General features: G+C 72.1%; 21 protein-coding genes. 10 read left to right on the top strand and 11 right to left on the bottom strand.

Annotated elements, in window-relative coordinates; genetic code table 11:
• The first annotated feature begins 24 nt into the window (after positions 1 to 24).
• On the top strand, positions 25 to 4,491 hold the full coding sequence (locus E3N83_RS10645) for a hypothetical protein (RefSeq protein WP_151083239.1): 4,467 nt from the start codon (positions 25 to 27) through the stop codon (positions 4,489 to 4,491).
• 7 nt (positions 4,492 to 4,498) lie between these two features.
• On the opposite strand, the gene E3N83_RS10640 is transcribed toward E3N83_RS10645, so the two are convergent.
• Positions 4,499 to 5,380, bottom strand: a complete 882-nt coding sequence (locus tag E3N83_RS10640) for an oxygenase MpaB family protein (RefSeq protein ID WP_151083238.1) — start codon at positions 5,378 to 5,380, stop codon at positions 4,499 to 4,501.
• 71 nt (positions 5,381 to 5,451) lie between these two features.
• On the opposite strand from E3N83_RS10640, the gene E3N83_RS10635 reads away from it, so the two are divergent.
• Complete coding sequence (locus tag E3N83_RS10635; protein WP_191907766.1) at positions 5,452 to 5,889, top strand: SRPBCC family protein; 438 nt, start codon at positions 5,452 to 5,454, stop codon at positions 5,887 to 5,889.
• Here E3N83_RS10635 and E3N83_RS10630 read toward each other — a convergent pair.
• The 7 genes from E3N83_RS10630 to E3N83_RS10600 all read right to left on the bottom strand — a co-directional run bounded on the left by E3N83_RS10630 (position 5,865) and on the right by E3N83_RS10600 (position 11,056).
• Entirely contained in the window at positions 5,865 to 6,899 is a 1,035-nt protein-coding gene (locus E3N83_RS10630) for an LLM class F420-dependent oxidoreductase (RefSeq protein WP_151083236.1), read from the bottom strand. The genes E3N83_RS10635 and E3N83_RS10630 overlap by 25 nt on opposite strands.
• 196 nt (positions 6,900 to 7,095) lie before the next feature.
• Positions 7,096 to 8,067, bottom strand: a complete 972-nt coding sequence (locus E3N83_RS10625) for a hypothetical protein (protein ID WP_151083235.1) — start codon at positions 8,065 to 8,067, stop codon at positions 7,096 to 7,098.
• Between the two features lie 12 nt (positions 8,068 to 8,079).
• A complete protein-coding gene (locus E3N83_RS10620; protein ID WP_151083234.1) occupies positions 8,080 to 8,580 on the bottom strand; it encodes a hypothetical protein in 501 nt (166 codons plus the stop codon).
• Positions 8,577 to 8,915: a hypothetical protein gene (locus E3N83_RS10615; RefSeq protein WP_151083233.1), complete on the bottom strand. Its 339-nt coding sequence runs from the start codon at positions 8,913 to 8,915 to the stop codon at positions 8,577 to 8,579. Before E3N83_RS10615 ends, E3N83_RS10620 begins: the two co-directional genes overlap by 4 nt.
• 102 nt (positions 8,916 to 9,017) lie before the next feature.
• A complete protein-coding gene (locus tag E3N83_RS10610) occupies positions 9,018 to 9,560 on the bottom strand; it encodes a YbaK/EbsC family protein (RefSeq protein ID WP_151083232.1) in 543 nt (180 codons plus the stop codon).
• A gap of 19 nt (positions 9,561 to 9,579) precedes the next feature.
• Complete coding sequence (locus E3N83_RS10605; protein WP_151083231.1) at positions 9,580 to 9,846, bottom strand: hypothetical protein; 267 nt, start codon at positions 9,844 to 9,846, stop codon at positions 9,580 to 9,582.
• A 10-nt stretch (positions 9,847 to 9,856) separates the two neighbouring features.
• Positions 9,857 to 11,056 carry a PspC domain-containing protein gene (locus tag E3N83_RS10600; protein WP_191907765.1) on the bottom strand — a complete coding sequence of 400 codons (1,200 nt, stop codon included), beginning with the start codon at positions 11,054 to 11,056 and terminating at the stop codon, positions 9,857 to 9,859.
• Between the two features lie 143 nt (positions 11,057 to 11,199).
• Here E3N83_RS10600 and E3N83_RS10595 point away from each other — a divergent pair, with 143 nt between their 5' ends.
• Genes E3N83_RS10595 through pcrA form a run of 4 tightly spaced genes read left to right on the top strand, consistent with a single transcriptional unit; the run spans position 11,200 to position 15,935 of the window.
• Positions 11,200 to 12,468, top strand: coding sequence for an ATP-binding protein (locus E3N83_RS10595; RefSeq protein ID WP_151083229.1), 1,269 nt, complete (start codon positions 11,200 to 11,202; stop codon positions 12,466 to 12,468).
• Positions 12,465 to 13,115, top strand: a complete 651-nt coding sequence (locus tag E3N83_RS10590) for a response regulator (RefSeq protein WP_151083228.1) — start codon at positions 12,465 to 12,467, stop codon at positions 13,113 to 13,115. Before E3N83_RS10595 ends, E3N83_RS10590 begins: the two co-directional genes overlap by 4 nt.
• A gap of 53 nt (positions 13,116 to 13,168) precedes the next feature.
• The gene (locus tag E3N83_RS10585) at positions 13,169 to 13,510 is read left to right on the top strand and encodes a hypothetical protein (RefSeq protein WP_151083227.1); all 342 of its coding nucleotides are present in this window, start codon (positions 13,169 to 13,171) and stop codon (positions 13,508 to 13,510) included.
• Positions 13,511 to 13,556: 46 nt separating this feature from the next.
• Entirely contained in the window at positions 13,557 to 15,935 is a 2,379-nt protein-coding gene (gene pcrA, locus E3N83_RS10580) for a DNA helicase PcrA (protein ID WP_151083226.1), read from the top strand.
• A 7-nt stretch (positions 15,936 to 15,942) separates the two neighbouring features.
• Here pcrA and E3N83_RS19795 read toward each other — a convergent pair whose 3' ends face one another.
• Complete coding sequence (locus E3N83_RS19795; RefSeq protein ID WP_202879199.1) at positions 15,943 to 17,118, bottom strand: M23 family metallopeptidase; 1,176 nt, start codon at positions 17,116 to 17,118, stop codon at positions 15,943 to 15,945.
• Between the two features lie 175 nt (positions 17,119 to 17,293).
• Between E3N83_RS19795 and E3N83_RS10570 the strand changes: the two genes are divergently transcribed.
• Positions 17,294 to 17,710, top strand: a complete 417-nt coding sequence (locus E3N83_RS10570) for a cobalamin B12-binding domain-containing protein (RefSeq protein WP_151083225.1) — start codon at positions 17,294 to 17,296, stop codon at positions 17,708 to 17,710.
• On the opposite strand, the gene E3N83_RS10565 is transcribed toward E3N83_RS10570, so the two are convergent.
• Positions 17,701 to 18,273 carry a dihydrofolate reductase family protein gene (locus tag E3N83_RS10565; protein WP_151083224.1) on the bottom strand — a complete coding sequence of 191 codons (573 nt, stop codon included), beginning with the start codon at positions 18,271 to 18,273 and terminating at the stop codon, positions 17,701 to 17,703. The genes E3N83_RS10570 and E3N83_RS10565 overlap by 10 nt on opposite strands.
• A gap of 169 nt (positions 18,274 to 18,442) precedes the next feature.
• Between E3N83_RS10565 and sucC the strand changes: the two genes are divergently transcribed.
• Both sucC and sucD read left to right on the top strand, forming a co-directional pair.
• Positions 18,443 to 19,606 carry an ADP-forming succinate--CoA ligase subunit beta gene (gene sucC / locus E3N83_RS10560; RefSeq protein ID WP_151083223.1) on the top strand — a complete coding sequence of 388 codons (1,164 nt, stop codon included), beginning with the start codon at positions 18,443 to 18,445 and terminating at the stop codon, positions 19,604 to 19,606.
• Positions 19,607 to 19,626: 20 nt separating this feature from the next.
• Positions 19,627 to 20,508 carry a succinate--CoA ligase subunit alpha gene (sucD, locus tag E3N83_RS10555; protein WP_151083222.1) on the top strand — a complete coding sequence of 294 codons (882 nt, stop codon included), beginning with the start codon at positions 19,627 to 19,629 and terminating at the stop codon, positions 20,506 to 20,508.
• A gap of 37 nt (positions 20,509 to 20,545) precedes the next feature.
• On the opposite strand, the gene E3N83_RS10550 is transcribed toward sucD, so the two are convergent.
• Positions 20,546 to 22,366: a SigE family RNA polymerase sigma factor gene (locus E3N83_RS10550; protein WP_151083221.1), complete on the bottom strand. Its 1,821-nt coding sequence runs from the start codon at positions 22,364 to 22,366 to the stop codon at positions 20,546 to 20,548.
• 121 nt (positions 22,367 to 22,487) lie between these two features.
• Here E3N83_RS10550 and E3N83_RS10545 point away from each other — a divergent pair, with 121 nt between their 5' ends.
• Positions 22,488 to 23,729, top strand: coding sequence for a cell division protein PerM (locus E3N83_RS10545; RefSeq protein ID WP_151083220.1), 1,242 nt, complete (start codon positions 22,488 to 22,490; stop codon positions 23,727 to 23,729).
• Positions 23,730 to 23,737: the final 8 nt, after the last annotated feature.

Raw genomic sequence — 23,737 nt, 5'->3', positions numbered from 1 at the left:
CAACGCGGTCGTCACGGGCGCTCCGTGGTCACTCCGGTGCTCGCCGTGCTGGCGATGGTGGTCGGACTCGTGGCCCTGGCCACCGGTCCCTCCGTCGCCGGCCCGGTCAACGCCGGCTGGTCCGCGAGCGGCAACGGGACCGTCACCACGGTGTCGAACGGCTCGGCGGCAGCGGCGTCGATGACCTACAACGCCGACGGCTTCGGGATCGGCTCGACGGCCAGCTGGACCTTCACGTCCCAGGCAACCACGGACAGCGCCGGGACGATCAAGGTCCCGTACACCTGGCAGGGCCTGCACGCCTGGTTCCAGGTCACCACCCGGCTCGACATGGTCGTCAACGGCAGCGTGGTCGGCACCCTCGTGTCACAGGGTCCGGTGAACTGCTGCACCTCCCCGTCCAACGGGTTCGTCTACGGCGGTGTCGCCACGTTCAACAACGTCCAGGCGGGCGACACCTACGGCTTCAAGCTGAGCGGGTCGAACGCCGACCAGAACAACTTCCTGCGCGGCACGTTCACGCTGAGCACCAAGCCCTACATCGACGCCACGATCGGCACCGACAACCGGCAGTGGCTCGGGGCGTCCGACTTCCCGGCGGGGGGCACGTCCGGCACGTTGAACGAGCCGGGTGAGGCCCGCTGGTACCGCTTCCCAGTGGTGCCGGGGCAGCAGGTCACGGTCAACCTCGGCAACCTCCCGGCCGACTACGACCTCGCGCTGTACGGCGACATCGGGGCAGCCTTCCAGCGGCTCGGTGGCAGCAGCGACATCACCTCGCTGGCGGCCGCGTCGGCCGCGGGCGCGCCCGGCTCGGGCAGTCAGGTGCCGGACTACCCGACCTCGGTCACGAAGATCGCGTCCTCGACCGACACGCTGCCCTCCACCACCTTCGCTCCGCGCGTCTACGCCCCGCGGGTCTATGCGCCTCGCGTCTACGCCCCGCGTGTCTATGCGCCCCGCGTCTACGCCCCCCGCGTCTACGCCCCGCGGGTCTACGCACCTGACTCGTTCCTGCCCGACCTCGCCTCGGACCCGTCGTTCGCGCAGGCCTTCACGGCTGCGCAGGACCAGACCCTGCTGGCGGTCTCTGCCAACACCAGCACCGACAGCGAGACCGTCTCGGCATCCACCGGCAACACCGACGGGTACTTCTACGTCCGCGTCCAGGGCCACACCGACCAGCAGTCCAACAAGAACGTGCCCTTCACCCTCACCCGCTCCACCTCCGGCAACGCCGACTGCGCCGGGCTGGTCGACTTCTCCGGGCAGCCGCTGATCCCGCAGCTCACCGCCGACAGCTCGACGACCGACCCGGGGACCGTGGTCCTCACCGACACCAACAAGCTCGGGCTGGCGCCCGGCTCCTCGGAGCTGGCGACGTATCAGCAGTCCCTCCACGAGCTCGCCACCGCGACCAACGCCGATGTCGTCGACGTCGCGGACTCGCCTCGCGTGCAGTCGCTCTGGGGCCAGGTCGCAGACCATCCCTCCTGCCCGTACGCCATCAACCTGGTCGCGGACGCGATCGCGTCGATCGGCCACGCGTTCCGCGGCCCCGACACGAAGTACGTCGTCCTCGCCGGCGGGGACGACGTGATCCCGTTCTTCCGCTACCCGGACGTGTCCGGGCTGGGCCAGGAGAGCCAGTTCATCGTGCCGGTGCTGACGGACTCGCCGTCGAACGCCAGCCTCGCCGAGGACCAGGTGCAGAGCCAGGACGCCTACGGCTCGGACCAGCAGGTCACGATCGGCGGCTCGACGCTGCCACTTCCCGACCTCGGTGTCGGCCGGCTGGTGAAGACCCCGGAGGAGATCGAGGCCACGATCGACCACGACGTCAACGGTCTGACCGACTTCACGCTGCCGGCCCCGACCTCGTCGCTGGTGACCGGCTACGACTTCCTGGCCGACGCCGCCCACAGCGTCGGTGACCAGTTCGCCGCGGCACTCCCGGGCGGCACGAACGACCAGCTGATCACCAACCCGAACCAGACCCCGGCCGAGATCCCCTGGACCGCGGACCAACTGCACACCGCCCTGACCGACAGCCACCACGACCTGGTCTACCTGGCCGGCCACTTCAGCGCCAACGACACCCTGGCCGCCGACTTCACCACGACCCTCGACGCCACGACGTTCGCGCCGGGCACACCGGATGAGCACGCGCTCACGGACACGCTGGTGCTGAGCGCCGGCTGCCACTCGGGTTACAACATCGTCGACGGTGCGGCAGTCCCGGGCGTGACCAACACCTACGACTGGACCCAGGCGATGGCCGACCAGCACGCGGTGCTGATCGGCGGCACCGGCTACCAGTACGGCGACTCCGACTTCACCGAGTACAGCGAGCGGCTGTACCTCGACATCGCGCGCCGGCTCCACGAAGGTCCCGCCTCGCCCGCCACCCCGCCGCCCGGGATCGCGGTCGGCAGTGCCCTGGCCCTGGCCAAGCAGGACTACCTGTCCGGTTTGAGCACGGTCACCGGCATCGACCAGAAGGCGATGCTCGAGGCCACGCTCTACGGCCTGCCGATGACGAAGTTCGACGCGCCGAGCCGCAGCCCACTGCCCTCGCAAAGCTCGCAGGTCTCGCCGGGCGCCGTCGGGAGCGCGCCCGGCTCCACGTTCGGGCTCGGCACCTTCGACCACACCTACCTGACCCCCACCGACTCCCGGACCAAGGACTCCGGTGCCGGTGCCGGCCTGCCCGACAAGCTGACCTGGCTCAACGGTGCGGACGGCGTCACCGTGATGCCGGGCGCCCCGGCGCTGCCCAAGCAGATCGAGGACGTCACGGTCGCCGGCCAGGTGCTGCGCGGCGTCGGCTTCCGTAGCGGGAGCTACCACGACGACTCCGGGCTGCTGCCGCTGACCGGCGCGCCCGCGATCGAGGGCTCGACCGCCAACACGACGTTCGAGTCCAGTGCGTTCTTCCCGCAGCGGCTGACCTCGCCGAACTACTTCGGTGCCCTGGGTCATAGCGGGCGTACGTCGCTGATCCTGACGCCTGCGCAGTACCGCTCGGACGCCGTCGGGTCGCTGACCGACACCCAGCGGGCCTACTCGTCGATGGGCGTGCGGCTGTTCTACAGCCCGTCCGACAACCAGGGCTTCAACGGCAACACCCCGGTCACCGCGGCTGCGCCGAGCATCGGCGGGGTCCACGGCACAGTGACCAACGGTGTCGTCACCTTCTCGGTGACCTCGACCGGCGACCCGTCGGCCGGCGTGCAGCAGGTCTGGGTGACCTGGACCGGCGGCCCGGACGCGAACGGCGACGGCCACTGGGACTCGGTCGACCTGACCCAGGACCCCAACGACTCGACCCACTGGTCCGGCGCGCTCAACCTGCCCCCGGGCCAGGCGTCGGGCGACGTGCGCTTCCTGGTACAGGCCGCGAACGGCGTCGGCGCGGTCGGTCTCGACACGGCCGAGGGCGACGGCTATCCCGTGGTCCAGGCAGGCCCAGACCAGGGCCTGCTGACCTTGCGCGCCCACACGGCCACGGCCGGCTCCCCGCTGGGCGTCACTGCCGGTGTCGAGGACGCGCAGGGCAGCCCCGTGGCCGGTCGCACGGTCACGTACACGGTCAGCCGCGGGGGCATCCAGCTCTTCGCCGGCTCCGGCACCACGTCGGCCGGCGGCTCCGTGGAGATCGTGCAGCCGAGCGGCCAGCAGCCGCCGTCCGGACGCCTCACCGTGCGGGCGAACCTGCTCGACTCCACGGGCGCGGTGGTCGGCAACGACACGCTCATCGTCGTCTTGAGCGGCGCCACGCTCTCGCTCACCCCGACGTCCCTGGTCGGAGTCGCGGGAGGACTGTTCCCGAGTGGTGTCACCGCGACCCTCAGGGACGCCAACGGCCCGATGGTCGGCGTCCCGGTCACGTTCGACCTGACCGGGACCGGCGCGGCCTTCACCACCGGTCCCTCGGTCCAGGTGACCACCAACTCGGCGGGCGTGGCCGTGTCCCCGGTCCCGAGGGCCGGCACCGCGCCGGGTGACTTCGTGATGACGGTCTCGGCCGACGGCGCGACGAACCGGACTGTTCCGATGCTGATCAAGTACACGTTCAGCAACTTCATCTCGCCGGTGAACACCGACAAGAAGGGCGTGGCGACGGCCTCGACCAACGCCACCGGAACAGTTCCGGTGAAGACCAGCGCGCTGCTCCCGAACGGCACGAAGCTGGACGACGCGACGGCGGCTGCACTGGTGGCCGCAGGGCGGCTGCAGATCAGGTGGCGCCTCTCCTCGGTGACCTCGGGCGGCTGGACCGCACGCACCAACCTCACGAGGTACGACGCGGTGCAGCACTTCTTCCAGTCCGACCTGAAGCCGTCGACGCTCGGATGGCAGGTGAACAAGAGCTACACGGTGCAGATCAGGATCCTGCCCGCCGTGGTTCCGACGTTGCCGCCGACCGATCCGAACGTCGACTCCTTCGACCTGGGCAGCAAGACGCTGACCATCTCGGTCACGAAGTAGGGAGTCGTCAGGCGGGGCGTCGGTTGAGGTCCTCGAGCATCGAGACGGGGCCGATGTCCCGCAGCGAGTAGCCGTGCGGGTACGTCGTCGGGCGGTGGTGGTACGCCGTCCGGCGGGGTGGCGCGAGGCGGAGCAGTCGGGCCCGGACCCGGAGCCCGCGGCGCACCGCGGTGACGAACCACGCCGGCTGCTCGGGCATCCCCAGCGCCACCCGGAGCGGCTCGTCCATCAGCGCGATCGTCACCCGGCGGGCCAGGGGTCGGAGCGGGGCGGGCGCGACCTGCGCCGCGATCCGCAGGGTCGCCTCGGTCACCCGGCGGTTGGCGGCGGTGAACTCGAAGCGGTCGGCCTCGTAGTCGCGCAGCAGGGTCAGGTAGCCGTCGTACGTCGTGGGCAGGCCGGTGATGCCCATCAGCTCGCCGAAGCGGGTCGTCAGGTTGGCCAGGGCCTGGAGCTCGACCGGCTCGAGGTCGCGCCAGCCGTACGCGCGGATCCACTCGACCGGGCCGACGATCGTGGTCGCCAGCACGAACTGGAACTCGTCGTTGGGGATGTCGTAGTGACCGTGGATGCGGTTGAGCCGGCGCAGGGTGGCGTGCCCACGCTCGGAGTCGAGCCCCTCGACGCTGGACTCCTCGGCGACCAGCAGGGTGTCGTCGTACCGCTTGACGCCGTCGTGCTCGAACTCGCCGGTCCGGTCCAGCAGCGCCGAGATCGTGGGGATGCCGTAGTCGCGCAGGAACGCGATCCCGGTGCCCTGGGTGTAGTCCCACGGGAACTCGTGCCGGCTGACCAGCCAGGCGATCTCGTCCCGGTCGTGCTCGGGATCGAGGGTGCGGAGGTGGTCGCGGATCTCGAAGCGACGAGGGTGGTGGAGGCCGAACCGCATGCCGCCACCGTGGCCGGGTCGGCGCCCGGATGCAAGGCCCGGATGCAAGGCCCGGATGCGAGGCTGGTGCCATGACCGGGCACACGATCACGATCACCCGCACCGTCGCCGCCCCGCCGGAGACGGTCTTCGCCGCCTGGGTGCAGCCCGAGCGGCTGGCCACCTGGTGGTGGCCGCAACTGGCCGGCACGACGTACGACGTCGACGCACGGCCGGGAGGCGGCTACCGGATCGAGAGCCCGGTGATCGGGGCGACGGTCTCGGGGGTCTACTCCGAGGTCGACCCGCCGTACCGCCTGGCCTTCACCTGGGTCTGGGAGGCCGACGGAGAGGTGGCGGCGGCGGAGCCGGTCGAGGTCAGCCTCGCCGCTGTCGACGGCGGGACCCAGGTGGAGGTCTCCCACGTCTGCGGCTCCCGGGCCGCCGGGACCGACCTGACCCAGGGCTGGAACGACGTGCTCGACCGGCTCGTCGACGTCGTCGGTCAGTCGACCAGCTCGCGCAGCTGACGGATCGTGGCGACGGGGTCGTCGGAGGCCGGCATCACCTGGAGGTTGGTCACGCCCGCCTCGGCGAAGGCGGCGACCCGCTCCTTGACGTACGACGACGGGCCGACCAGGTTGCCGAGCTCCAGCAGGTCGGTGGGCACCAGGGCCTCGGCGTCGCGCTTGTTGCCGCCGAGGTAGAGGTCCTGGATCTCCTTGGCCTCCTGCTCGTAGCCGTACTGCACCATCAGGTCGTTGTAGAAGTTCTTCCCGCGCGCGCCCATGCCGCCGACGTACAGCGCCACCATCGGGCGGGCGAACTCCAGCAGTGCCTTGGTCTCCGGCCCCTCGCCGATCGCGACCATGCCGCCGGCGCAGATCTCCAGCGGGGCCAGGCCCTCCTGGCGCTTCGCCGTGCCGCGGGCGAGGGCGTCGCCCCAGACCTGGCCCGACTTCTCCGGCACGAACAGGAACGGCAGCCAGCCGTCGGCGTACTCCGCGGCGCCCTCGACGCTCTTGGGGCCGAGCGCGGCGATGTAGAGCGGGATGCTGGAGCGCTCGGGCTTGGTGAGCAGCTTCAGCGGCTTGCCGAGCCCGGTGCCCTGGCCCTCGGGGAGCGGCAGGGTGAAGATGCCGTCGTGGACGAGCGTCTCGCGGCGCAGGCCGCGGCGGATCAGCTCGATGATCTCCTTGGTCCGGCCGATCGGCTTGTCGTACGGCACACCGTGGAAGCCCTCGATCACCTGCGGCCCGCTCGCGCCGAGCCCGATGATCGCCCGGCCCTGGCTGACGTTGTCGAGGCCGGCGGCGGTCTGGAGCAGTGCGCTCGGCGTGCGGGAGTAGACGTTGAGGATCGCGCTGCCGATCTCGACGGTCTCGGTCTTGGCAGCGAGGTAGCCCATCAGCGTGGGGGAGTCGAAGCCGTAGGCCTCCGGGACCCAGATCGTGTCGAGGCCCGCCTGCTCGAGGGCGACGACCTGGTCGGCGGCGTCGCGGGGGTTGCCGGCGTACATCAGCTGCGTGGAGATCTTCACGCCCACGACTCTGACAGAGCCGCTGTCACGGTCGCAAGGGTCGCGCGCAGCGGTGAGTGCGGATCGAAATGTACGCGGGCAACCGGTCCTGGCTCACCGCTGGGCGTCCGCGGGACTGCAGGGTGCCGGGCAGCGGTGACGTGGGCCCGGTTCGAGCCATGCAAACCGGTCCTCACTCACCGCCCTTGCGCGACGCTCAGCCCTGGTCGGAGCCGAGGCCGCCCGGCTCGGCGGCGAGCATCGGCCGGTTCAGGTAGAACTGGTTGACCGGTGAGCTCTCGATCAGGTTGCCCATGTCGCGGGCGGCCTTGGCGATCCGGGTCTCGGTGTCGACGATCTGCTTCTTCAGCTGGTCGATCGCGTCGCGCATGTGGTCGACCACGACGGGAGCGGACTCCCCGCTGAACTCGAGGTCGGTGCCGCTGGCGGCGATGGTGGCGGCCGAGCCGACGGCCGCGACCGCGGTCAGCGCGGCACCTGCCGGCAGCACCACGACCGTGGCCACCACGGCCGCGACCACGGTCAGGCCGAAGACGAAGCCGTTCTTGCCGGTGTCGTCCATCTTGTCGAGCGCGCTGAGGGTGCGGTCGGCGATCTGCTCGATGTTGGCGGCGACCTCGCGCCACATCGCGTCCTCGGCCTCCAGGCAGCCCTTCAGCACCGCGGCGGCGATGAACTGGCTCTCGGTCACCGTGCGGAAGTGGGACTGGTAGTTGCGCACGAAGTTGCTCGCGGCCTCACCGTGCCAGTTGTCCACGTCGGTGGCGACGGTGGCGACGTTGTCGAGGTGGGGGTTCGGTACGACGGGGGAGTGGGTGACCGGGTCGGAGTCGATCTGCCCGCTCGACAGCCGCTGCAGGGTGGGCAGCATCCCGGTCGACATGGTCGCGAAGTCGCCTCCCTGCGGGCACCACGTGAACGGCTCGAACAGGCCGGGCACGTCGGCGTACCGCGCCACCACCTTGTCGATCATCGGCTGGATGGGGCTGGGCGGGGGAGGCGGCGGGGGCTGCCCGGGCATCGAGTAGCCGGGCGAGGCAGGCAGCGGCTCGGAGTAGCCCGGCATCACGAAGCCGCCGTGCCCGTCGGGGTAGATCCCCTCCTGGGAGAGGTCCCACTCGACCGCCTTCTTGACGATCTCGTGGGCCTTGCCGATCAGGTCGCTCATCGGGCTCTCCGCTCAGCCGACCACGTAGTGGAGGTTCTTCAGCCGGCGCACGCCGGCGACCCGGTCGCGCACGAACGCGTTCGCCGCCTCGGTCACCAGCGCCGCCACGCGTTCGCCCCCGACGCCGTCGACCAGCCCGGGCCGGATGTGCACGGTCCAGTGGGTCATCGCCACGCCGGAGATCCGGATCGAGCCGTCGGACGACTCACCGGTCGAGGCCAGGGCGGAGACGTCCTCCTCGTAGGCGCGGTCCTGGTCGGAAAGCGGCAGCACCGGCTGCGGGAGGTGCTCCTCGACCAGCCGGTTGTACGTCGCCATCCGGGCCGCGAACAGCAGCCGGGCGAGCCGCTCCACCTGGGCCGCGAGCTCGGCCTCACCGACCCGCTCGGGGTAGCCGGCCGCGCAGGTGATCCGGACGTCGTACCAGCCGTTGACCTCGCCGGCGACCTGGCCGTTCGGCGTCGTCGCGCTGACGTGCATCGCCTCGATGGCCCGGCCCAGCGGGCTGCTCACAGCTTGCCGCCCTGGGTGAGGTAGGCATCACGCGCCGCCTGGTCGGTGCGGGCGAGGTCCTGGGCGGTGGCCACGATGTTGTGGCCAAGGGCGTAGAGCGTGGTCGCGACGTCGCCGATCTTCTCCGACAGCGCCGACGCCAGCCCGGAGATCTCGGCGTAGGGGCCGGAGATGCCCAACCCGAGCTGGGCATCGCGGATGAAGGCGTACTCGGCCATCCCGTCGGGGCCGGCCGTGGCGGCGTCGAAGTCGGCGGCGACGGTCGGCAGCAGGTCGGCGCCGTCCTGGTAGAGGTGGGCCAGGTCGGCGCCGAGCTCGGCTCCGTGCAGGCTCATGGGGGGACCTCCCGTGCGTTGCGGTGTCGAAGAGGACTGTCCCCCGGCTGGTTGAGGTTCAAACCAGTCGGACAGGGTGTCTTCGAGGGAGGTTTCCGCCCGTCAGCGGCCCAGGTCGGCCAGCACCTCGGCGCGGGGCAGCTCCCCGAGCAGCCGCCCCGGCACCAGCAGCTTGGAACGGCGTACACCCGAGCCGATCACGGCCGCCTCGAGCTCGAGGCAGGCGGCGTCGACCAGCACCCGCCACTCGGCCGGGAGCCCGACGGGGGTGATCCCGCCGTACTCCATCCCGGACTCACCGACCGCCCGGTCCATCGCCAGGAACGACGCCTTGCGGACGTCGAGGGTGCGCTTGACCAGGCTGTTCACGTCGGCCCGGGTGTCCGCGCGCACGACGCACGCCGCGACCCGCTCGAGGCCGTCGCGCCGGCCCATCACCACCACGCAGTTGGCGCCCGAGGCCATCGGTACGTCGTACCGCTCGCTCATCGCGGCCGTGTCGGCGTAGTCGGGGTCGATCTCCACCACCGCGATCTCACCGGCGTGCGGCCACGCGCTCAGCGCGTCGTGGACGCTCGGGGCGAGCAGGTCGGGGTGCGAGAGCGCGGGCAGCGACTCCAGCGAGCCCAGGCGCGGCAGTGGCATGGGCTCCACCCTGCCACCGTCAGTCCCGGTGGCCGCGCAGCCGCGGCGCGGTCGCCGCGAGCCCGACCGCTCCGGCGGCGACCCACGGCACCGGCAGCAGCCAGCGCAGGTCGGTGGCCGAGGCGGTGCCCGACTCGATCAGGGCCCAGATCACCGCCAGCCCGAGGAAGGCGATGCCCATCACCAGGTGCCCGATGTTGACCGGGTGGCGGCCCGAGCCGCCGCCGGCTGAGCCGTGGGGCGCGGTGGTCGGCAGGCTGACCGTCTGGTCCGTCGTGTCGTCCATGATGACTCCTCTAGCTCGCGCTGTAGGTGATCGCACCGACGTGCAGGTCGGCGTCGATGGTGATCGTCGGGGCGCGGGAGCCGGCCCGGTGGATCCAGTCGACCGTGGTGTTCACGCCGCCGGTGTCCTGTCCGTTGGTGGTGATCCCGCCGGGCCCGCTGATCTGCGAGTGGGTCACCACGGTGATCCCGGCCGGGACCAGGATGTCGAGGTGCCCGATCCCCCCGCTGATGTCGATGGTCCGGCCGTCGAGGGCACCGAGGTCGCGCACGTCGGTCAGGTCGACGACGAGCTCGCCCATGTCGAGGTGGTAGCTCCCCTGCACGTCGGCCGCGGCTACCGGGCGCTCGACCTGCCGGTGCGGGTCCCAGCGGTCGGCGACGGTGCTGCCGATGGTGGCGAACGTCGCCAGCAGGCCGACCAGGATCAGCCCGCCCGCCCGGCCGAAGAACGCGCCGACCACCAGGATCGTCCCGCTCAGGGCGAGCACCAGTGCGGGGTACGCCGACGGGGCGACGTCGGCGCCGGCGAGGTCCACGACCGCCAGGGCGCCCAGGGCGACGGTGATCAGGGCCAGGCTGAACCAGAACAGGATCGGTCCGCGCTTGCGCGGGTTGACGGGTCGCGGCTGCACCGGTGGCGCGACGTAGGCGGGTGGCGAGACAGAGGCCGCGGGAACGACGTACGCCGTGGGGTCGGCGGGCACCGCACCCTGCGGGGGTACGACGGTCTGGGCGCCCGGGTCGTCGCGGCGGCGCCGCTCCGGCAGCTGCGTCGCCACCAGGGCGACGATCCCGGCGACGATCAGGATGCCCCACGGGAAGCCGGAGCCCCACCAGCTGTGGCTGAGCAGCAGCACCAGCCCGAGACCGGTGACCAGGGCCAGCGCCACGGTGCGGCTGCGCCGGTCCAGGGCGACCTTGGCCCAGTCGTTCCCCTCCTCGGGGATGAGCAGCCACCCGGCGACGTAGAGCAGCAGCCCCACGCCGCCGAAGAACGACAGCACCACGAAGGCGACCCGGACGATCAGCGGGTCGATGTCGAGGTGGTGCCCCAGACCGCCGGCGACGCCGGCGATCCGCTTGTCACGGGTTCGCCGGATCCGGCCGAGGTCGCGGACGTCGTCCCAGCCGACCCGGGGGCCGGAGTCGGGGCCGGGTCCGTGGGGCTGTCCCTGCGGTGGGGAGGTGTCGGGCGGGGTGGTGGTCATACCTCCACGGTGCGCCATCGGCACGTCGTACGCCATCGGGGAACCCCCTGACCCGGCCCCGCCACCCCGGGGTCCGGGTCAGGGGTCGGCCGGGGTTCGTCCGCATGGTCCGCGACCAGGCGCTCTGCGACCATGGAGGCACCATGACGACCACCCTGCCGGCGCGCGACGTGCGTCGGGCGACCCGTGACCTCCGGCAGCCGGTGATCGGCGGGGTGGCCGCCGGGCTCGCCCGCCATCTCGGCGTGCCGGTGGTGTGGGTGCGCGCGGCGTTCCTGGTCGCTGCGGTGCTCGGGGGCAGCGGCGTGCTGTTCTACGCCGGCCTGTGGCTGGTGCTGCCGGCCGACTCGCCGTTCGAGGTCGAGGCGCCGGGTCTGGAGAGCGCCTCGCGTGGCGGGCGGCGACCGGGCCGGATCCGGAGGCTGGCCGACTCGGGTCCTGCGATCGCGCTGGTCGCCCTGGGGCTCGGCCTGGTGCTGACCGCGGAGGCGATCTTCGGGCACGGGCTGGTGTTCTGGCCGCTGGTGCTCGCCGTGCTCGGCTTCGGCCTGCTGTGGCGCCAGGCGGACGAGGCGCAGCGCGCCCGCTGGCTCGACCAGTCCGAGCGGCTCAACCCGGTGCGGGCCGTCTTCGGCTCGGGCGGCTGGGCCGCCTACCTGCGGGTCGGCGCCGGCGTGGTCCTGGTGGCCGGGTCGGTCGCGCTCTTCGCGCTGCGCAACGGCCACGTCACCGAGGTGTACGACGTGCTGATCTCGGCGGGCCTGGGCGGCATCGGGCTGGGCATCACCATCGGCCCCTGGGTCTGGCGGCTCACCACCGACCTGGCCGCCGAGCGTGCCGAGCGGGTCCGGACCCAGGAGCGGGCCGACCTCGCCGCCCACCTGCACGACTCGGTGCTCCAGACCCTCGCCCTGATCCAGAAGAACGCGGCCGACCACGCGACGGTGTCCCGTCTGGCCCGCTCGCAGGAGCGCGACCTGCGCTCCTGGCTCTTCGACGCCACGCCGGTCGGCGACGGCACCCTGGCCGGTGCCCTGCGCGAGGTGGTCCGTGACGTCGAGGACAGCTACGGCGTCGACGTGGAGCTGGTGACCGTCGGCGAGGCCCAGGTCGACGAGGCGCTGGCGCCGATCGTCGCGGCGACCCGTGAGGCGGTGACGAACGCCGCCAAGCACGCCGGCAGCGGGCTGGTCGACATCTACGCCGAGGTGGGGCCAGGACAGGTCGAGGTGTTCGTCCGCGACCGCGGCGCGGGCTTCGACCCGGACGCCGTACCGTCGGACCGGCAGGGCGTCCGCAGCAGCATCGTCGACCGGATGGCCCGGCACGGCGGCAGCGCCGAGATCAGGTCCACGCCCGGCACCGGCACCGAGGTCCGGCTGCGACTGCCCCGACACGAGGAGACCGCATGAACACCCTGACCCGGGTCCTGATCGTCGACGACCACGCCATGTTCCGGGCCGGGGTCCGCGCCGAGCTGGGCACTTCCGTGGAGGTGATCGGCGAGGCCGCCGACGTCGACGAGGCGATCGCCGCGGTGCTCGCGCACCGCCCCGACGTCGTGCTCCTCGACGTGCACCTGCCCGGTGGCGGCGGCGCCGAGGTGATGCGGAGGCTCTCCACGGCCGGCTCGGCCGACGGCCCCAAGTTCCTGGCCCTCAGCGTCTCCGACGCCGCCGAGGACGTGATCGGGACGATCCGCTCGGGTGCCCGCGGCTACGTCACCAAGACCATCACCGGGCCCGAGCTGGTCGACGCGATCCGGCGGGTGGCCGATGGCGACGCGGTGTTCTCCCCGCGCCTGGCGGGCTTCGTGCTCGACGCGTTCGCGGGCACCATCGAGATCTCGGCCGTCGACGAGGATCTCGACCGCCTGACCGAGCGCGAGCGCGAGGTGATGCGCCTGATCGCCCGCGGCTACGCCTACAAGGAGGTCGCCAAGGAGCTGTTCATCTCGATCAAGACCGTCGAGACCCACATGTCCAGCGTGCTGCGCAAGCTCCAGCTGTCCTCGCGTCACGAGCTCACCCGGTGGGCCTCCGACCGCCGGCTCCTGTAGCCCTGGGGCCCGCGCCTCCCCGCCGCGCGTCGTACGACCCCTAGGCTGCGGGCATGAAGGTCGTGCAGGTCGTGCTCCTGGTGCTGCACCTGCTCGGGGTGCTGGCCCTGCTGGTCGGGTTGCTGGTGCAGGTGCGCAAGCCGGACAAGCGGGTGCTCGGGCCGATGCGCGACGGCATCGGTACGACGTTCGTGGCCGGCCTGCTGCTCGTGGGCGTGCTCGAGGCGCGCCACCAGGACGTCGACGGCACCCAGGTGGGAGTCATGTTCGGGATCGGGCTGGTGATCCTGGTCCTGGTGATGGCCAACGTGCGTAAGGACCGGATCCCCGACGCGCTGTACTGGCTGATCCTGGTGCTGACCCTGGCCGACATCGGGGTCGCCTACTCCCTGTGACCGGGCGGGATCGTCCGGGGGTGGACCCACGTAGGGTTGGTCCGAGATGAGCGAGACCCTGCAAGCCCGGCCACCGCGGCCCTCCGCCGACGACCTCCTGGCCGGCCTCAACGAGCCCCAGCGCGCGGCGGTCGTCCACGAGGGCACGCCGCTGCTCGTGGTCGCCGGGGCCGGCTCGGGCAAGACCCGGGTGCTCACCCGCCGGATCGCCTGGCTGGTCTCCCAGCGCGGAGCCCACCCCGGCTCGATCCTGGCGATCACCTTCACCAACAAGGCCGCCGCGGAGATGAAGGAGCGGGTCGAGGAGCTGGTCGGCCCGCGCGCCCGGCTGATGTGGGTCTCGACCTTCCACTCCGCGTGCGTCCGCATCCTGCGCAAGGAGATCGACAAGCTCGGCTACAAGTCCAGCTTCACGATCTACGACGCGGCCGACTCCAAGCGACTCATGACGATGGTGGTCAAGGACCTCGATCTCGACCCCAAGCGCTACCAGCCGGGCGCGATCCTGCACTGGGTCTCCTCCCACAAGAACGAGCTGCGCACGCCCGAGGACGTCGCCGCGGACACCCACAACAAGTTCGAGGAGGCGTACGCCGCGGCGTACGTCCGCTACCAGGCCCGGCTGCGCGAGGCCAACGCCCTCGACTTCGACGACATCCTGACCCTCACCGTCGAGGTGTTCGCGACCTTCCCCGAGGTGCGCGAGACCTACCGCCGGCGGTTCCGGCACGTCCTGGTCGACGAGTACCAAGACACCAACCACGCCCAGTACGCCCTGATCCACCAGCTCTGCGCCGACGAGCTGGAGGAGAGCACGGTCGACGTGCCCGTCGACCGGGTGCCACCCGCGGAGCTGATGGTGGTCGGCGACGCCGACCAGTCGATCTACGCCTTCCGCGGCGCCAACATCCGCAACATCCTCGACTTCGAGCAGGACTTCCCCAACGCCACCTCGATCCTGCTCGAGCAGAACTACCGCTCGACGCAGAACATCCTCACCGCCGCCAACGCCGTGATCGGGCACAACCAGGGCCGCAAGCCGAAGAACCTCTGGTCCGACGCCGGGGCCGGCGCGATGCTGATCGGCTACGTCGCCGACGACGAGCGCGACGAGGCCCGCTTCGTCTCCGGCGAGATCGACACCTTGACCGATGCCGGGTCCCGGCCCGGCGACGTCGCCGTCTTCTACCGCACCAACGCCCAGTCCCGGGTCTTCGAGGAGGTCTTCGTCCGGCTCGGCATGCCCTACCGCGTGGTCGGGGGCGTGCGCTTCTACGAGCGGCGCGAGGTGCGCGACGCACTGGCCTACCTCCGGATGCTGGTCAACGCCGACGACGAGCTCTCGCTGCGCCGGATCCTGAACACCCCGAAGCGCGGCATCGGCGACCGCGCCGTCGAGTGCGTGACGTCGTACGCCGCCCGCGAGCGGATCACCTTCTGGGAGGGGCTGCGGCACGCCGACCAGGCCCCTGGGCTGGCCACCCGCTCGCTGACCGCGATCCAGGGCTTCGTGGCCCTGGTCGAGGAGCTCCAGTCGATGGTCGAGGCCGGCGAGCGGGCCGACGTCGTGCTCGAGTCGGTGCTGGCCCGGTCGGGCTACCTCGACGAGCTCGAGGCCTCCGACGACCCTCAGGACGGCACCCGCCTGGAAAACCTCGCCGAGCTGGTGGCGGTCGCCCGGGAGTTCAGCGACGACCCGATCGCCGGGCCGTCCGCCGACCCGACCGACGTCGACGCCGGCATCGTCGCGCCCGGTCTGTCGGACTTCCTCGAGCGGGTCGCCCTGGTCGCCGACACCGACCAGATCCCCGACGCCCCGCGCGAGGACGACGGCGGGATGGTCACCCTGATGACGCTGCACACCGCGAAGGGGCTGGAGTTCCCCACCGTCTTCCTGACCGGCCTCGAGGACGGCGTCTTCCCGCACTCGCGCAGCCTCGACGACGGCGGCGAGCTCGAGGAGGAGCGCCGGCTCGCCTACGTCGGCCTCACCCGCGCCCGCGAGCGCCTCTACCTCTCCAGGGCCCTCGTCCGCTCGGCCTGGGGCGCCCCCGCGCACAACCCCGGCTCCCGCTTCCTCGGTGAGGTGCCCGACGAGCTGGTCGACTGGCGGCGCACCGAGGCCGACCAGGTGCACTGGCAGCGGCCCGACCTGACCCGCACCACCGGCTTCGGTCAGCCGACGGACGCCGGGCGCCGCAACTTCACTGCCGCGGCCGCCCGGGCCGACGCCGCCGCGAAGTCCAAGCCGGCGCGTGCGGTGCCGTCGCTGGCACCGGGAGAGCGGGTCCTGCACGACTCCTTCGGGATGGGCACCGTGGTCGCGGTCGAGGGAGTCGCCGACAAGGCCGTGGCCTCGATCGACTTCGGGTCCGAGGGCGTCAAGCGGCTGCTGCTGCGCTACGCGCCGGTGGAGAAGCTGTAGCCACCGGCTACGGATGCAGGCCGTGGACCTCGAGCGCGGTGAACGGGTCGACCGGGTCGCCGCCACCGGGGTGGACCTCGAGGTGCAGGTGCGGGCCGGTGACGTTGCCGGTCGAGCCGACGTAGCCGATCACCTGGCCGGGTCGCACGGTGGCGCCGACGGAGGTGCCGAACTGGTTCTGGTGGCAGTACCACAGCTCGGTGCCGTCCGGCAGCGTCTCGATGGTGCGGTTGCCGTAGGCGCCGGAGTAGCCGACCTCGGTGATCGTGCCGCCGGCGACCGCCATGATCGGGGTGCCGGTCGGCGACGCGAAGTCGAGACCGGTGTGGAAGTGCGACCACAGCGAGCTGTAGTCACCGAAGCGGGCGGTCAGCTGGTAGACGCCCGGCTGCACGGGGAGCACCCACTGGTGCAGCTTGATCTTCGCCGCCTGCTGCTCGGCCAGGCCGCGCAGCTGTGACAGTGCGGCGTCACGCTGCTTGGCCTGCGCGTCGGCGGCGGCCTGCAGGCTGCTGCCGCTGGCCAGCGAGAGGGTCTGCCGGTTGGAGTCGCGGCTGATCACCGTGGCCCGGCCTCCGAGGAGGCTGGCGGAGCTCACCGCGCCGCTGCCCGAGAGGGCGCTGGCCGGGGTCAGGTGGTGGTGCACGGCGCTGTCGGCCAGGCCCGGGTGCACGGCCTGGAGCGCGCCGGCGACCGAGACGCCGAGCACGGCGACTCCCATCAGCACCGGGGCGGAGAACAGGCTGGGGAACCCCGTACGACGGGTGGCGACGCGCCGCCCTGCGCTGCGCGGCGCCGTGCGGGACGTGGAGCGCGCGACCGTGGGGACCGGCGTCACGGGGTTGACCGGCGCCGGGGCGGTCACCGGAACGGGCGCGGTCACGACAACGGGCGCGGTCACGGCAACGGGCGCGGTCACGGCAACGGGCGCGGTCACGGCAACAGGCGCGGTCACTGGCGCGGACACCGCAGCCGGCGCGGTCACCGGAACGGGCACCGTCGCGGTGGCCTCGAACACCTCCGGCGTGGGTGCGGGGACCGGCAGCGGAACGGGCGCCGTGGCGGCGATCCGGCGGCCGACGTAGGGCTCTGCGGGGACCTGCTCGCTGGCGTGACGGGCGACGCGCTTGCCGGTCGGAGCGGCGATGCGGCTGCCGCCCGCTCCGGCGCGGTGGTCACCCATACGTGTGCTCCCGGTGGTCAGCGTGACGAGGTCAGGTCGATCGAGGCGAAACCCGACCATAACGGAAAGGTCACAGGGGGTGAAACCGAGGGCACCGATCAGGTGCATGAAGCGCAACAACCTGGGTACCTGCGCCCTACGTCGACCCCCGTCGTACGTCGGTTAGGGTGCGGGCATGGCCTCCAGCCCCGTCTCCCAGCGCATCCGGATCGTGGTCGCGAAGCCCGGTCTGGACGGTCACGACCGCGGCGCCAAGATCGTGGCCCGGGCGCTGCGTGACGCCGGCCACGAGGTGATCTACACCGGGCTCCACCAGACCCCGGAGCAGATCGTGGAGACCGCGATCCAGGAGGACGCCGACCTGATCGGCCTGTCGGTGCTCTCCGGGGCGCACATGACGCTGTTCCGCCGGCTCCTCGAGCTGCTCGCCGAGCGCGACGCGGACGACATCCGGGTCTTCGGTGGCGGCATCATCCCCGACGAGGACATCCCGGTGCTCGAGGAGCTCGGGGTCGCCAAGGTGTTCACCCCCGGCGCGACGACCGGCGAGATCACCGGCTGGGTCGCGGAGGCCTTCGCCGCTCAGTCCTGACCCGGGCCGGGCCGGTCCACGTCGAGGACGACCCGCACCCGCTGCCCCGACTGCCGCACCTCGCGAAAGCGCATCCGGCTCGAGGTGATCCGCCGCGGCAGCAGCGGACGACCCGCACCGAGCGTCACCGGTGTCAGCCCCAGCTGCACCTCGTCGAGCAGCCCGGCGTCGTCGAACTGGCCGACCAGGTCGCCGCCGCCGATCACCCAGATGTCGCGACCGTCCGCCGCGGCGACCAGGTCGTCGTACACCCGCGCCACGTCGCCGGAGACGAAGCGGACGTCCGCGCCGGGGATGCCGGGGAGGTCCTGGTGGGTGAAGACCCAGAGCGGACGATCGCCGTAGAACTCGGCGAACTGCTCGGGGTGCTCGGTGAAGTGCCGGTCCAGCATCCAGCGGTACGTCGTGGTGCCGGTGACCATCGGACGGATCCGGCCGATGAACGCGTCCCAGCTGCCGTCGTCCGCTCCGTGCGGGACCTCGAACAGCCAGTCGAGCGAGTCGTGCTCGTCGGCGATGAAGCCGTCGAGCGTGCAGGCGGTGAAGTAGACGACCCGGGTCATCGGACCAACCTAGGGTCGACCGCCGACAGCCGTCTTGACCGCGCTTGCGGGTCGGGTGGGCGGACCCCCGTGTGCCCCAGGTCACGCCGACCCGGCTTGGCCCCCTCGCGGCGAGCGGGACTAGGGTGCCCAAGGCCCACCCTGGGCGTCGTACGGAGGTTGGTTGATCGTGGATCTGATGGAGTTCCAGGCCAAGGAGCTGTTCGCCAGGCACGGCGTACCCGTGACGGTCGGGACCGTCGTCACCACGCCCGAGGACGCCGAGGCCGCGGCCGAGGCCGAGGGCGGCCGGGTCGTCGTCAAGGCCCAGGTCCAGACCGGTGGCCGCGGCAAGGCCGGTGGCGTGAAGCTCGCCCAGGACCCGCAGGACGCCGTCGTCAAGGCGCGCGAGATCCTGGGCATGGACATCAAGGGACACACCGTCCACCGTGTGCTGGTCGCTCCCGCGGCCGACATCGCGGAGGAGTACTACTTCTCGTTCCTGGTCGACCGGGCCAACCGCGACTACCTCTGCATCGCCTCCACCGAGGGCGGGGTCGAGATCGAGGTCACGGCGCACGAGAACCCGGACGCGATCGCCCGGATCTCGATCGACCCGCAGGTCGGTGTCGACGACGCCAAGGCCGACGAGATCGTCGCGGCCACCGGCTTCGACGCCGACGTGGCCGGGGCCGCCAAGGCCGCGATCCTGAAGCTCTGGGACGTCTTCATCAAGGAGGACGCCACCCTGGTCGAGGTCAACCCGCTGGTGAAGCTGGGCGACGGCACCGTCGAGGCGCTCGACGGCAAGGTATCCCTCGACGACAACGCCGACTTCCGGCACGAGGACCACGCGCAGTTCGAGGTCACCGAGGACGCCGACCCGCTGGAGCTCGCGGCGAAGGAGAAGGGCCTGAACTACGTCAAGCTCGACGGTGCCGTCGGCATCATCGGCAACGGCGCCGGGCTGGTCATGTCGACGCTCGACGTCGTCGCCTACGCCGGGGAGAAGCACGGCGGCGTGAAGCCCGCGAACTTCCTGGACATCGGGGGCGGCGCCTCCGCCGAGGTGATGGCCAACGGCCTCGACATCATCTTGAACGACGCGCAGGTCAAGTCGGTGTTCGTCAACGTCTTCGGCGGCATCACCGCCTGCGACGAGGTCGCCAACGGCATCGTCGGCGCCCTCCACCGGCTCGGCGACGAGGCCAACAAGCCGCTCGTCGTCCGCCTCGACGGCAACAACGTCGAGGAGGGCCGCCGGATCCTCCAGCAGGCCGACCACCCGCTGGTGACGCTCGTGGACACCATGGACGGTGCGGCCGACCGGGCCGCCGAGCTCGCGAACAACTGAGAAGGACGAGGACTTCTACGATGGCAATCTTCCTGACCGAGAGCTCCAAGGTCGTCGTCCAGGGCATGACCGGCTCCGAGGGCATGAAGCACACCCAGCGGATGCTCGACTCGGGCACCCAGGTGGTCGGTGGCGTCAACCCGCGCAAGGCCGGCCAGAGCGTCGAGTTCGCCGACGTCGCCGTCCCGGTCTTCGGCTCGGTCGCCGAGGCGATGGCCGAGACCGGCGCCGACGTCTCGGTGGTCTTCGTGCCGCCCGCCTTCACCAAGGACGCCTGCATCGAGGCGATCGACGCCGGCATCGGCCTGCTGGTGGTGATCACCGAGGGCGTGCCGGTGCACGACACCGCCGACTTCCGTGCGTACGCCGAGGCGAAGGGCTCCACCCGGATCATCGGCCCCAACTGCCCCGGACTGATCAGCCCCGGCAAGTCCAACGCCGGCATCATCCCCGCCGACATCACCAAGGCCGGGCGGGTGGGCCTGGTCTCGAAGTCCGGCACCCTGACCTACCAGATGATGTACGAGCTGCGGGACTTCGGCTTCTCCTCCTGCATCGGCATCGGCGGCGACCCGATCATCGGCACCACCCACATCGACGCCCTGGCCGCCTTCGAGGCCGACCCGGACACCGACGCGATCGTGATGATCGGCGAGATCGGCGGTGACGCCGAGGAGCGGGCGGCGGCCTACATCAAGGACCACGTGACCAAGCCGGTCGTCGGCTACGTCGCCGGCTTCACCGCTCCCGAGGGCAAGACCATGGGCCACGCCGGAGCCATCGTCTCCGGCTCGTCAGGCACCGCGGCCGCCAAGAAGGAGGCCCTCGAGGCCGTCGGCGTCAAGGTCGGCAAGACGCCGTCCGAGACCGCCGACCTGATGCGCGCGATCCTCGCCGGCTGACGCCTCCAACTCGCTGACGCCGGCCGAGCGGCGAGCCTCAGGGCATCGCCGCGAGGCGCTCGCCGGCCCGCTGCACCAGGGCCACGAAGGCCTGGGTCGACATGGTGTGGGCGCCGTCGGGCACGAAGCCGACCTGGGCCACCGCGCCGCCGTGCCGCACGACCCCCATGAAGAACGTGACCGTCTCCTTGGCGCTGACCTGGGTGCGCACCCGCCATGCGGCCAGGTCGGCCGACGAGGCGATCCGCTGCACCTTGGTGCCGAGGTCGCGGTCAGGGCAGCTGGCGAGCTTGCCGCGCACCCCGCTCACGAAGGCCTTGGCCTGGGGGGTGGGCAGGGCGCCGACGGTCTCGGTCAGCCCGAACTCGGCTGACAGCTTCGCTCCCGGCGCCAGGAACGACCGGGTGGCGCCGTGGGTCCACCCGTGCCCGGAGAAGCTGCTGGAGTCGCAGCCGGTGGCCGCGAGGTTGTCGAGCGCCTTGCGCGGCGTCGTACCGGCCCAGGGCTGCTGGACACCGGCCACGGGCGGCAGGTCGAACTCGCTGAGCATCGCCGGCGGGCTGCCGGCCGCGGGTGCGGGTACGGCGTGCGCGTGCGGGTGGGAGGAGCAGGGGCCGCCCCCCGACGTCGTACACAGGTTGTCGACGGCGGTGACCAGCAGCCGGAGGTTGGCCGCCAGGTCCGGGCCGGCCGAGCCGCCGGTCCGGGTGACGGTGACCGTCGTGGCCCGCCCGGTGCGGGCCAGACCGAGCACCAGGGTCACGGCGGGGTGCTGCCAGGCGCGGAGCGCGTACTGCTCCGCCTCGTCGCCGACCCCGGTCACCCGATGCACCGACAGCAGCTGGGTCTGCGGCATCAGGCAGCCCGCGAACCAGCCGGCCGCGGCGCTGAAGCCGCGCGTCGCACCGCTGGTGTCGGGGGAGTACTCCACGGACTGCACCGCCGCCATCGTCGGGTGACCCTTCTGGCGCCGTGACGTGAAGTTGCGGACCAGGGTGGTCTCGGCCTGGGGGTCGGCGTAGTCGCGCCGCTGGCACGGGAGAGTCGCCCCCTGACCGGGATCGGTGCCGGTGACCCGCCAGGTGCGTCCGGGGAGGGCGTGGCCGACCTGGGCGCGGCTGAGCAGCGCGGCCGGGGTGATCACCGGTGGCGTCTGCGGCGCGCCACTCCCGCCGGCCTCGGCGGGTGGCACCGTGGTCAGGCGGTCGCCCGCCGAGGCCAGCGTCGGGCGCACGCCGTTCGCGTCCGCCACGAAGAGGCCACTGCCGACGAGCGCCGCGACGACCAGCAGGCCGCCGGCCATCGCGTGGGTACGGCGTCGCGTGGTGCCGGAGCGGCGGATGATCGTGGCCCGGGCCCAGCGCTGGCCGGCACAGGCCGCGACCAGCTGGTCGAGCAGGGGACGCAGGGCGGTGGTCGGCACCTCGCGGTGCAGGGAGAACTGGGTGGTCGCGGTCTGGAGCCGTTGCTCGGCCTCGGCCAGCGGGAGCCCGACCTCGCGCGCCATCTCCTCCCGGGAGGTCGTGGTCAGCTGCGTGAGGAGGAGCGCCCGACGTCCGCTGACGGGCAGCTTGGCCAGCGCATCGAGGGTGGCCCGCACCTCAGGGTCGAGGGACTTGTCGCGGTGCCAGATCCGGGCGGTGTGGCGCCGCTGCGCATGCGTCCAGGCGTGGGGGCGGACCCAGGCCTCGGGGTCCTCGAGGCGTCGTACCTTGGCCCAGTGGTGCCAGGCGGCGATGAAGGCGTCCCGGACGGCCGCGCGGGAGGCGGGCAGGTCGCCGGTCAGGGCGAAGGCCTGGACCAGGACGCGCTCGCGGGCATCGGTGTAGAACGCGTCGAACCGCTCGGCATCGGACATGGCGCGCCCACGGTACGCCGCGACCTGCGCAGACCGGAAAGTCCCAGCAGGCCTCGGAACGCGCGGCCACCGGCGTGGCACCCCCGATCCGCCAGCCCGCCCGGGTGATGATGAGCGCGCCATGACTTCACTGCTGCCCGCTTCGCGCCGGAGCGTCCGCGAGCCGGGCGTCGAGCGGAGTGACGCGACTCACCGACGGCCGCTGGTCCTGCTGGCGACGCTGGCCGGTGCTGTCGCGGCCACGGTCACGCTCGTGGTCTGCCTGGCCGCCGGGGTCGTCGGCTGGTTCCTCACCGACGCCGGCGCCCACGGGGCGCCGCGGGACGGTCTGCGCGTCGGCGCGCTGGGCTGGCTGATGGCGCACGGCTCTGGGGTCCGGGTCAACGGGGTGCACGTCACCGCCGTCCCCCTCGGCCTCACGCTGCTCTGCGCGGTCGTGGTCTGGCGCCTCGGCCTGCGGCTGGGCGACTCGGTCTCCGGGCACGGTCCCGATGCCGATGCGATCGCCGACGGCGTGCGCGACTGGACGGTCGGGTCGGCCACCGCGCTGTTCACCGCCGGCTACCTCGTGGTCGCGGTGGTCACCGATCGCCTGGCTGCCACCCCGTCCACGTCGCCGTCGCTGGCCTCGGTGGTCGTGCGGATCGTCCTGATGTGCGGGCTCGTGGGTGGCGTCGCCGTCGCTGTCGGCTCGGGCCGGGCCGCGATCTGGACCTCGTTCCTGCCGGTCTCGCTGCGCGCCGCCGCTGCCGCAGCCTGGCGAATCCTGGTCTGGTACGCCGTGCTGGCTGCGGTGGTCCTCGTCGTCGCCCTCGTCGTCGACTGGGACGGCGCGGTCAACGTGATGTCGCAGCTGCACACGAGCCCCGGCGCGGCCACCCTGCTGATCGGGCTCTGCGCCCTCCTGGTGCCCAACGCGGCGGCCTTCAGCGGGTCCTACCTCCTCGGCCCCGGCTTCGCCGTGGGCACCCACACCCTCGTCACGCCGACCGCGGTAGTGCTCGGACCTCTACCGATGTTCCCCCTGCTCGCGGCCCTGCCCGACGCCGGCCCGACCCCGGGCTGGACGGTCGCTCTGCTGGCCCTGCCGCCCCTGGTGGCCGCGGCCGCGTCGTACCGCGTGCTGCGGCGCTACCCGACCGACCGGTGGGACGACGCGGCCCTGCGCGGTGCCGGGGCCGGTCTGCTCTGTGCCGTGGGGTTCGCCGTGGTCGCGTCGCTGTCGGGCGGTGCGGTCGGCCCCGGCCGGATGGCCCAGGTCGGGCCGTTCGTGTTCCAGGTCCTGCTGCACGGGATCGCGACCTTCGGCGTCGGCGGTCTGCTCGGCTCGCTGGTCGCCACCTGGCGCGTCCGGCGCGGCTGACTCTCGGC

It is taken from the genome of Nocardioides cynanchi (genome assembly GCF_008761635.1).
GTDB classification, from domain to species: domain Bacteria; phylum Actinomycetota; class Actinomycetes; order Propionibacteriales; family Nocardioidaceae; genus Nocardioides; species Nocardioides cynanchi.
The sequence above is the reverse complement of the archived record's forward strand: the minus strand, read 5'-3'. Positions and strand labels throughout refer to the sequence as shown.